6 protein-coding genes are annotated in these 8685 nt (G+C 74.2%); 4 read left to right on the top strand and 2 right to left on the bottom strand.

The features are described from left to right. The first annotated feature begins 139 nt into the window (after nucleotides 1-139). The 4 genes from ACFV6D_RS15140 to ACFV6D_RS15125 all read left to right on the top strand — a co-directional run bounded on the left by ACFV6D_RS15140 (nucleotide 140) and on the right by ACFV6D_RS15125 (nucleotide 5310). A complete protein-coding gene (locus tag ACFV6D_RS15140; protein WP_380559977.1) occupies nucleotides 140-2086 on the top strand; it encodes a RiPP maturation radical SAM C-methyltransferase in 1947 nt (648 codons plus the stop codon). A gap of 16 nt (nucleotides 2087-2102) precedes the next feature. Continuing rightward, nucleotides 2103-2771, top strand: a complete 669-nt coding sequence (locus ACFV6D_RS15135; RefSeq protein WP_380377743.1) for a DUF5825 family protein — start codon at nucleotides 2103-2105, stop codon at nucleotides 2769-2771. Between the two features lie 30 nt (nucleotides 2772-2801). After that, the gene (locus tag ACFV6D_RS15130; RefSeq protein WP_380496192.1) at nucleotides 2802-4001 is read left to right on the top strand and encodes a cytochrome P450; all 1200 of its coding nucleotides are present in this window, start codon (nucleotides 2802-2804) and stop codon (nucleotides 3999-4001) included. A 91-nt stretch (nucleotides 4002-4092) separates the two neighbouring features. Further along, nucleotides 4093-5310 carry an MFS transporter gene (locus tag ACFV6D_RS15125; protein ID WP_363378646.1) on the top strand — a complete coding sequence of 406 codons (1218 nt, stop codon included), beginning with the start codon at nucleotides 4093-4095 and terminating at the stop codon, nucleotides 5308-5310. 100 nt (nucleotides 5311-5410) lie between these two features. On the opposite strand, the gene ACFV6D_RS15120 is transcribed toward ACFV6D_RS15125, so the two are convergent. Both ACFV6D_RS15120 and ligA read right to left on the bottom strand, forming a co-directional pair. Continuing rightward, a complete protein-coding gene (locus tag ACFV6D_RS15120; RefSeq protein WP_380377741.1) occupies nucleotides 5411-6202 on the bottom strand; it encodes a putative protein N(5)-glutamine methyltransferase in 792 nt (263 codons plus the stop codon). Nucleotides 6203-6494: 292 nt separating this feature from the next. Then, on the bottom strand, nucleotides 6495-8573 hold the full coding sequence (ligA, locus tag ACFV6D_RS15115; RefSeq protein WP_380559975.1) for an NAD-dependent DNA ligase LigA: 2079 nt from the start codon (nucleotides 8571-8573) through the stop codon (nucleotides 6495-6497). Nucleotides 8574-8685: the final 112 nt, after the last annotated feature.

The raw sequence follows: 8685 nt of genomic DNA, 5'->3' as shown, positions 1-8685 counted from the left end.
GGTCCGCGACACTCTCTGCCCGTCTCAGATCGCCCCCTCTCGTGACATGGTCATTGCGCCGGCCAGCGCGCGCGCCCCCCCCCCCGCCCCCCCCCCCCCCCACCTCACCGACCGCCGGCGAACAACAGAAGTGGCCACCATGCGTATCGTCCTGCTGCACATGCCCTGGGGCGCGATCGACGTGCCGTCGCTGGCGCTCGGGATCATGCACACCGCTGCCGCACGCGCCGGCCACCAGGTCGAAGTGCGGTACGCCAACCTGGACTTCGTGGACTGGGCCGCCGAGACCGCGGGTTTCGGCGTGGACGACTACCAGTACTTCTCCGAGAAGTCCTACTTCCAGGGCGCGGGCGACTGGGCGTTCGCCGGCGCGCTGTACGGTGACGACGGCCCGGCCCCCGGCATCGAGGCCTGCGTCAACGGCGACGACAGCGAAATCGACGACAGCGACGGCGAGTTCGCGCCCTACTTCGAGTACCTGGCCACCAGCGGTGCGAGCGAGCAGGAGATCGCACTGACCCGGGCCACCCGCGCGATCGCCCCCGCGTTCATCGCCCGACTGGTCGACGAACTCGCCGCCGACCCACCGGACTTGGTCGGCTTCACCACCACCTTCCAGCAGAACACGGCGAGCCTCGCCGCCGCGAAGCTGCTCAAGCAGCGGTGCCCGCAGGTGCGCACGGTGTTCGGCGGCGCGAACTGCGACGGTCCGCAGGGCGCCGCGCTGCACCGCAACTTCCCCTTCCTGGACTACGTGGTGCGCGGCGAGGGCGAGGCCGCCTTCCCGGCGCTCCTTGAAGGCGGCGACCTCTCCGCCGTCCCCGGGCTCTGCTGGCGGGACGACTCTGGGACGTCGACGGCCAACGAGATGACGAGGCGTCCACTGCCGCCCGCGGCGATCCTGGCGCCCCGCTACGACGGCTTCTACGAGCGGCTCGACGCCTCCGTCGCGGCCGGCTGGGTCGATCCCAAGCTGGTCGTCGAGGGCTCCCGGGGCTGCTGGTGGGGCGAGAAGCACCACTGCACCTTCTGCGGGCTCAACGGCTCCTCGATGGAGTTCCGCTCCAAGCCGCCGACGGACTTCCTCGCCGAGGTGCTCACGCTCGCCGAACGCCACCAGCTGTTGGACGTCTACGTGGTCGACAACATCCTGGACATGGGCTACTTCGACACCGTCCTGAAGTCACTGGCCGAACTCCCGGTCGATCTGCGGCTGCACTTCGAGATCAAGGCCAACCTGCGCCGCCACCAGTTCCAGCTCCTCGGCGACTCGGGCGCGGCCCAGGTGCAGCCCGGCATCGAGAGCCTGAGCACCCGGGTCCTGCGGATCATGGACAAGGGGGTGACGGGCTGCCAGAACGTCCGCGCGCTGCGGGACGCGCAGAGCGCCGGAGTGTCGGTGAGCTGGAACTACCTCTACGGCTTCCCGGGCGAGCAGCCGGCCGACTACGAGTCGGTGATCCGCCAACTGCCCCTGCTGCACCACCTGGACCCGCCGACCGGAGCCGGACGGATCGCGATCGAGCGGTTCAGCCCGTACTTCGACCGGCCCGAACTGGGCTTCGCGATCACCCGGCCGGCCTTCCAGTACGGCGCGACCTACCGCCTGCCGCAGAGCGAACTGGCCGAACTGGCCTACGTGTTCAGCGCGCCACCACGCGGGATCGGCGGCGACCTCGCGGAGCGGCTGAGCGCGGCGGTGGACACCTGGATCGCGCGGTTCCCCGACAGTCGGCTCAGCTACCGGGACGCGGGCGGCCGGATCGCGCTCGTCAACACCCGCCCCGAGTACGACTGGCGGGTGGTCGAGCTGACCGATCCGGTGGAGCTCGCCGCCTTCCGGCTGCTGAACCAGCCCCGCTCGACCGCCGCGCTGGCCGCCAAGGTCCCCGGCGGCGCGGCGGCGGTCGGGCCGGTGCTGAAGCGCTTCACCGCGCTGGGCCTGCTGTTCCACGACGGGGACAGCTTCCTCCAGGTCGCCGTCGAGTCCGACAACCAGGTGCTGATGCGGATGCAGCACCGGCACGGCCCCGCCGCCACCCGCCCTCGCGCCGAGGAGGTGCTCGATGCCGTCACGATCGGCTGAACGGACCGATGCCGGAATGGCCGATGCGGGAAGGGCCGTTGCCGCCTCCTGGCGCGCGGCCGGCCCGGAGGTCGAGCTCTGGCTCGACTACGACCCCGCCGCCAGGGAGTTGCCGGGCTTCGCGCTCGGTCGCCGCACCCTGTCCGGCCCGGCGGAGGCGGAGGTCACCGAACTGCACCGCGCCGGGGTCCGCTGCCTGCGGCTGACCGAGCCGGTGCGGCTCTGCGCGGACGCGCCGGCGGCCTCCGCGCGGGCGCTGATGCTGCTGCGCGAGGCGACCGGGCAGGGGCTTGCCGTGCTCTGGCAGGCCGACTGCACGGACGGCTGCGCGGCGCAGCGCCGGTTCCACCACCTGTACCCGCCCGAGCAGTTGACCGGCGGCCCCCAGGACGTCGTCGCCGACTGGCGCGCCACGTACTACCCGAGCAAGTGCGTCTTCCGGCGCGGCCCCGGCTTCGTCGAGGTGCGCGACCGCCGGTTCGGGACGCTGGAGCTGTTCACCATCGACGAGCCGGGCCACCTGGCGCAGGTCGAGGCGCTGGCCGAGGGCGTCGAGGTCGGCCGGCTGCCGGACGCCGTCCACCAGGACTTCGCCGCGGCCGGCCTGATCGCCGAACAGGCCGGCCGCGCCTGGTTCCTGCCCATGCGGGTGCGCCGCTGGCCCTTCCCGTCGCTGACCGTGTAGTTGCCGGAGTTCGAGCCCGAGGAGTGATCCATGACCACCGCGGTCGACGACGCCGCCGCGCGGATGTCCGCCTTCATCCGCGACCCCTACCCCACGCTCGCCCGGATCCGCGAGGCCGGCGCGGTCTCCGTCGTGGAGTTCGGCGAGGGCCTGCCGGTCTACCTGGTGACGCGCTACCAGGACGTCCGGGCCGCGCTGATGGACCCGCGCTTCGGGCAGGACGTCCGCCGCAGCCAGGCCATCGCGAGCGGGCGGGGCTCCGGCCTGACGCTCGGTTCGGAGGTGGTCCACATGCTCAACAGCGACCCGCCGGACCACACCCGGCTGCGACGGCTGATCCAGGGCGTCTTCACCCGCCGGCGGGTCGACCTGATGCGGCCGCTGGTCGAGCGCATCGCCGACGGCCTGCTGGACGGGCTGCGCGGGCGGGAGACCGCCGACCTGGTGACGGACTTCGCCTTCCCGCTGCCGATCATGATCATCTGTGAGCTGCTGGGCTTCCCCCCGGAGGACATGCAGGCCTTCCGCACCTGGTCGACGGCGATCCTCACCCAGGGTGGCGACATGACCTTCGACCAGGCCACCGCCGAACTGAACGACTACCTGCGCGAGTTGATGACGGCCCGGCGGGCGTCGCCGAGCGCGGACATCCTGACCGACCTGGTGCAGGCCTGTGACGCCGGTGAACTCACCGAGCGGGAGGTGTTCTCGATGGTCTTCCTGCTGCTGATCGGCGGCCACGAGACCACCGTCAACCTGCTCGGCACCGCCACCCTGGCGCTGCTCCACCACCCCGACCAGCTCGCCTGGTTGCGCGCCAACCCGGCGGCGATGCCGGTCGCGATCGACGAGTTCCTGCGCTACGAGTCTCCGGTGAGCATGGCCACGCTGCGGTTCACGAACGCCGACGTGATGGTCGACGACGTGGAGATCCCGGCGGACGAACTGGTGCTGCTCTCGCTCGGCGCGGCCAACCGGGACCCGGCCCGCTTCACCGATCCCGACCGGCTGATCCTGGACCGGGGCGATCCGGGCCACCTGGCCTTCGGGCAGGGCCTGCACCGGTGCCTCGGCTCCTTCCTCGGCAAGCTGGAGAGCGAGGTCGCGCTGACCGGCCTGCTGGAGCGCTTCGGGCGGATCGAGCTGGCCGCCGCGGAGGAGACCCTGCCCTGGCGCAACACGATCATGCTGCGCGGCCTGGAGTCGCTGCCGGTCTCGCTCGATGGCTAGCGGCGCGGGAGCAAGCGACACGGGGACGGACAGCGCGGGGACGGGCAGCACAGGAGCAGGCGGCGCAGGAGCGCGCGGCGCCGCGGGGCTGTTGCGGTTCCGCCCCCGGATCAGCGTCGCGCCCCTGCGCGCGCGGGGCTTCCGGCTGCTGGTGATCGGGCAGGGCACCTCGGAGTTCGGCAACGCGTTCCAGGTGGTCGCCCTGCCGCTGCTGGTCTACTCCCTCGCCGGAGGCGCCCGCCAGCTGAGCCTGGTGGTCGCCGCCTACGGCGCGGGACGGCTGGCCGCCACCCCGCTCGGCGGGATGCTCGCCGACCGGTTCGGCGCCCGGCGGGTGATGCTGGCGGCCGACCTCGGCCGGCTGCTCGCCACCGCCGGGCTGTGCGCGATCGCCGCCGGCGGGGCGGCGAACTTCTGGCTGATCGGCGGGCTCGCGCTGCTGGTCGGCGTCGGAGCAGGGGTGTTCCTGCCGGCCGCCTGGGCGATCACCCCGACCCTGCTGCCCGCCGAGGACCTACACGCGGGCAATGCACTGAACAGTACGGTCACCTTCGGCGCCGGTCTGCTCGGTCCGGCGCTGGCTGGCCCGCTGGTCGCCTGGCTGAACCCGGCCGCCGCCCTGGGCCTGGATGCGGCGACCTTCGCCGTGTCGGCGGCGACGCTGCTGCTGATCGGTCGCGGCAGCCTCGTCGCAGCACCCAGCCCGATCTCCGAACGTGCCTCCGTGCCGAAGAACTTCCGGCGCCTGCTGCGGGAATCGCCGTTGCTGCGCGCGGTGCTGACGGTGACGGTGATCGCGAACCTGACGGTGGGCGGCGCCACCCGCGTCGCCCTGCCGACCCTGGCCACCCACGGCTTCGACGCCGGTGCCGTCGGGCTGGGCCTGCTGCTGGCCGCGTTCACCGGCGGTGCGCTGGTCGGCGGCCTGTTCGCGGCCGGCCTCACCGAGGTCCGCTCGCGGGGCCGCACGGCGATGCTCTCCGGACTGGTGATGGGTGTGGCGATCGGCCTGGTGCCGTTCGTCGGCCTCGTCGGCGCCGTGCTGCTGCTCTGCGTGGCCGGCGGCGCCAGCACGGTGACCAACGTCCTGGTCGTCACCGGCGTGCAGAAGAGCACCCCGCCCGCCTTGCTGGCCCGGGTCATGGCGGCCGTCACCTTCTGCGCGCTGGGAGTCTTCCCGATCTCGGTGATCGCGGCCGGCGCGGCGGTGGACGCGTTCGGGAGTCAAGGGGTGTTCGCGACGACCGGGCTCTGCCTGACGGGCGCGTTCGGGTACGCGCTGACCAGGCGTGAGATCCGCGAGCTGTGAGCGCCCAGCCGACCGCCGAGCCCGCTCCCGCCACCGGCGGGCGGGGCGGGAGGCGGGAGGCGGGCGGCGGGCGGCGAGGCGGGTCCGGGCGGCAGCCCCGTCAGCGCAGGGTCGCGGTGACGACCGTCGCGTCCAGGTCCTCGCACCAGGCGTCGGCGGCGTCGAGACCGGCCGCGCGGGCGACGGCCAGGGCCGTCGGGGTCTGCCGTTCGCTGGTCTCGAACAGCAGCGACCCGCCCGGGGCCAGCCAGTGCGGCGCCTCGACGGCCACCCGGCGCAGCACGTCCAGACCGTCGGCGCCGCCGTCCAGCGCCGGCCGGGCCTCGTGCAGCCGGGCCTCCGGCGGCAGCAGCGCGATGTCGGCGCTGGGGACGTACGGGACGTTGGCGAGCAGGACGTCGATCCGGCCGCGCAGGGCGGCGGGCAGCGCGACGAACAGGTCGCCCTCGAAGACCGGGGCCCCGGGCCCGGTGAGGTTGCGGCGGGCACAGCGGACGGCGACCGGGTCGACGTCGGCCGCGTAGAGCTCGACCGGGTGCGCGGCGGCGGCCGCCACGGCGGCGCCGAGGGCGCCGCTGCCGCAGCAGAGGTCGACGACCACGGCGCCCGGGCCGGTGAGCTCGGTGGCCGTGGCGGCCAGGAACTCGCTGCGGCGGCGCGGGACGAACACGCCCGGGTCGACGGCGATCCGCAGCCCGGCGAACTCGGCCCAGCCGACGACGTGTTCCAGCGGCCGGCCCTCGGCCCGGGCGCGGACCATCACGGCCAGGTCGGCCGGTGTGGCGGCGGCGGAGAGCAGGATCCGCGCCTCGTCCTCGGCGAACACGCAACCGGCGGCGCGCAGCCGGGTGACGACCGAGGAACGGAGAGCTGCGGAGGCAAAAACCGACAAGAGGACCCCTTGGGGGAATCGGGAGGAGGACGAACGACTCCGTCAGGGCTCCCGCAAGGGCCGGCACCGCGCCGACGCGTCCGCGCTACGCGCGCGACGCGCCCGCACGGCCGCGCTCCGGGAGCACCCGCTCGGACATACCGGTAATGGGGCTCACCTCCTTGAGTCGCGGTCATACACGGCGTCGGCCACCCTACCGCACCCCCGGCGCGGGCGATCAACTGGTCTTCCGGGCCCAGGTCCTGCCCGGCTGCGCGGCTGTCCGCCCGCTTGGCCGGCCGGCCTGGCGGAGCTAGCCGAGCTGCTCGGCGACCAGGGCAGCGAACTCCTCCGGGGTCATGACGGGCACTCCGAGCTCCTCCGCCTTGGCGCGCTTGGAGCCGGCCTTCTCGCCCGCGACGAGAAGGGTGGTGCGCTTGGACACCGAGGAGGAGGCCTTGCCGCCGGCGCGTTCGATCAGCTCGTTCATCGCGTTGCGGGAGAGCTCGGCGAGGGCTCCGGTCATGCTGCCGGTGACGACCACGCTCTGGCCTGCCAGCGGGCCGGCCAGCGGGCCCGCCGCGGTGTCGTCCGCGGCCGCCGCGCCGCCGTCCGCGGCCTGGGCGGCGGGAGCCGTCGGCTCGGTCACCGCGGTGCCGACGCCCTGCGCCACGAGCCGGTCCAACAGCGGTGCCACGTCGGTGAGTTCGGCGACGATCACGGCGGCCTTCTCGACCCCGATGCCGTCCACGCCGGCCAGCGCCTCGACATCGGCGGCACGGATCGCGGCCATGCTGCCGAAGTGCGCGGCGAGTCGGCGGGACATCGTCCGGCCGGTGCCGCGGATGCCGAGGGCGCAGAACACCCGGTTCAGCGGGCGGCTGCGGGCGGTCTCGATGGCGGCGAGCAGGTTGTCGGCGCTGGTGTCGCCCATCCGCTCCAGGGTGAGCAGCTGCTCCCGGGTGAGGGTGAAGAGGTCGGCGAGGTCGCCGACCAGCCCGGCCTCGACCAGCTGGACGGCGCGGGTGCCGCCGAGGCCCTCGATGTCGAGCTGGTCGCGCCCGGCCGCGTAGATCACCGAGGCGACCACCTGGCAGGCCCGGCCGCGCACGCAGCGCCAGCGCTGCTCGGAGGTGTCGATGGCGTCGCCGCAACGCGGGCAGACCTCGGGGAAGGCGATCGGCTGCTCGGCGCCGGTGCGCTGGTCGACCAGGGGCGCCTCGACCCGCGGGATCACGTCGCCGGCCCGGTAGACGAACACCTGGTCGCCGATCATCAGCCCGCGGCGCCCGATGTCGGCCGGGTTGTGCAGGGTCGCGTAGGTGACGGTGATGCCGTCAATCACCACCGATTCGAGGACGGCCCGGGGCGCGATGATCCCGGTGCGGCCGACGTTCCACTCGACGCCGAGCAGCCGGGTGACCTTGTGCTGCGCCGCCAGCTTGCGGGCCACCGCCCAGCGCGGCGCGCGGGAGCCGGAGCCGGCCGCCTCCTGGTCGGCCACCGCGTCCGCCTTCACCACCACGCCGTCGATCCCGAAGGGCAGTGCGGCGCGCAGGCCGGCGATCTCGTCGATCCGCTGCTGCGCCTCGACGAGGGTCGCGCAGCGGCGCGGCGCGGCGTCGGTGCTGGCGGCGGTGTTGGCGCCGAGGACGGCGAGCCGGGCGAGCAGGTCGGCGTGGTCGAGGCCGGGCAGGCCGAGGGCGTCGTAGGCGAAGAAGGTGAGTTCGACGCGGTAGGCGCGGTCCTTGGCACGCAGGGTGCCGGCCGCGCCGCTGCGCGGGTGGGCGAACGGGGTGGCGCCGTGCGCGGTGCGGACGGCGTTGGCCTGCTCGAACTGCTCGTGGGTGAGCAGCACCTCGCCGCGCAGCTCGACGTCGACCGGTTCGGCGAGCCGGGCGGGCAGGCCGAGCACGGCGTCGGCGGCGGCGGTGATGTCCTCCCCCGCCAGGCCGTCGCCCCTGGTCAGCACCTGGGTGAGCCGGCCGGCCCGGTAGCGGGCGGCGACGGCGAGGCCGTCCAGCTTGGGTTCGACGCACCAGGCGGCGACCGGCCGGCCGAGCCGGCGCTCCAGGCCGGCCGCCCAGGACTCCAGCTCCTCGGCCGAGAAGACGTTGTCGAGGGAGAGCATCGGCGCGCTGTGCGGGACGTCGCCGACCGCCGCGCCGCCGGCCACCTTGCCGGTGGGCGACTCGGGCAGCGCCTCGTCCGGGTGCTCGTGCTCGTAGGCCTCGATCGCCCGCACCAGGGCGTCGTACTCGTCGTCGCCGAGCGGGGCGGAGCCGTCGGCGTAGTACGCGGCGGCGGCCCGCACGGCGGCGGCGACGGCGTCGGCGTAGGCCTGCGGGGAGGCCAGGGCGGCAGGGGAGGCCAGGGTGGCTGCGTCCTTCATACCGCCATCATGGCGAGCCGCACTGACATTCGGCCCGCTCGAACGCGGCTCGCACGGACCGCGCCGGGGGGTGCGGCCCGCGCCGGCCAGGGGTGTCGACCAGGGCCGTCAG

The organism is Kitasatospora sp. NPDC059812 (assembly GCF_042732075.1).
GTDB lineage: Bacteria > Actinomycetota > Actinomycetes > Streptomycetales > Streptomycetaceae > Kitasatospora.
This window is presented reverse-complemented; position numbering and strand designations above follow the sequence as displayed.